At 70.3% G+C, this 1,299-nt stretch carries 1 protein-coding gene; it reads left to right on the top strand.

Going from position 1 to position 1,299, the window contains the following annotated elements; translation table 11 throughout:
• Nucleotides 1-120 precede the first annotated feature (120 nt).
• Nucleotides 121-1,299 (top strand): Mur ligase family protein (locus B2W70_RS14435; protein WP_414631072.1); only part of this gene is annotated, 1,179 nt, incomplete at its 3' end.

The following is a 1,299-nucleotide window of genomic DNA, read 5'->3' as shown; positions in this document are numbered from 1 at the left end:
CGGGCCAACCCGCCGCAGGCCGCCACGCTGGCCGCCGACGTGCCGGGCGCCACGCTGCATCAGGGCCTGGATCCATCGCTGCTCGAAGGCGTGAACCTGCTGTTCAAGAGCCCGGGCCTGATGCCTGCCTCGCCCGAGGTGGCGCCCATCCTGGCCCGAGCAGACGAGCTGAGCATCTCGGTGCGCGGCGAGCTCTCGCTGTTCGCCTCGGCCCTGGCCGACCTCAAGGTGGACCTGGGCTATGCGCCCAAGGTGGTGGCCATCACCGGCACCAATGGAAAGACGACCACCACCTCGCTGACAGCCAAGCTCATCGAGCGTGCCGGCCTGCGCGTGGGCCTGGCCGGCAACATCGGCCCGACGCTGCTGGACACCCTGCGGACCGCACTGGAGCAAGAGCCCACTCGGCTGGCCGCGCCAGAAGGCGCCGAGGCGCAGGCCGCCCCCGGTGAAGCCGATGCCGTGCTGCCCGAAGAGGTCGGCGTGTCAAACGATGCGGTGACCGAGCCTGGCGACGTGCTGCCCGAGGCGGGTGAAGCAGCCCGCTCAGAAGTGGCCTTGCCCGAAACGGCGCTGGCTGCCAACCTGGACGGCGTGAGCGTCGCAAACGCCGAAGTCGATGCGCCCGCCGAAGCGGACGCCACCGAGCCGCAGGCCCCCGTCGCGCTGAGCGACGATGCGGATGCAGCGCCCATCGAGCTGACCCCGCCACCGCCTGCCGCACCGGTGTTCGAGGTCTTACCCGACGCCTGGGTGCTCGAGCTCTCCAGCTTCCAGCTCGATGGCGTCAGCAACTTCCACCCTGACGCGGCGGTGGTGCTCAACATCAGCCAGGACCACCTGGACTGGCACGGCAGCATGGCTGCTTACGCCGAGGCCAAATCCCGCATCCACGGCAAGACCGGCGTGATGGTCATCAACCGCGACGAGCCGCTGGCCGAGGCCATGGTACCGCCGCCCGAGGTGATCAAGTCGGGCGTGCGCGGGCGGCCAGCCAAGGTCGTGCATCGCAACGTCGTTCGCTTTGGCCTGGACGCCCCGCGCGCACCCGGTGACTTCGGCCTGGTGGTCGAGTCGGGCATGGCCTGGCTGGTGCGCGCCCGCGAGGCCGACCCCACGCTCAAGCTGGCCAAGGGCGAACAGCACGAGATCGTGCTGCAGCGCCTGATGCCGGCCGATGCGCTGCGCATCCGCGGTCGCCACAACGCCTCGAATGCCCTGGCTGCTTTGGCTTTGGCCACGTCGGTGGGTTGCCCGCTGGCGCCCATGCTGCACGGCTTGCGCGAGTACCGTGGCGAG

The organism is Aquabacterium sp. UBA2148 (genome assembly GCF_002328915.1).
GTDB lineage: Bacteria > Pseudomonadota > Gammaproteobacteria > Burkholderiales > Burkholderiaceae_C > Aquabacterium > Aquabacterium parvum.
Note: the sequence above shows the minus strand (reverse complement) of the source record. Positions and strands in the feature narration are given on the sequence as shown.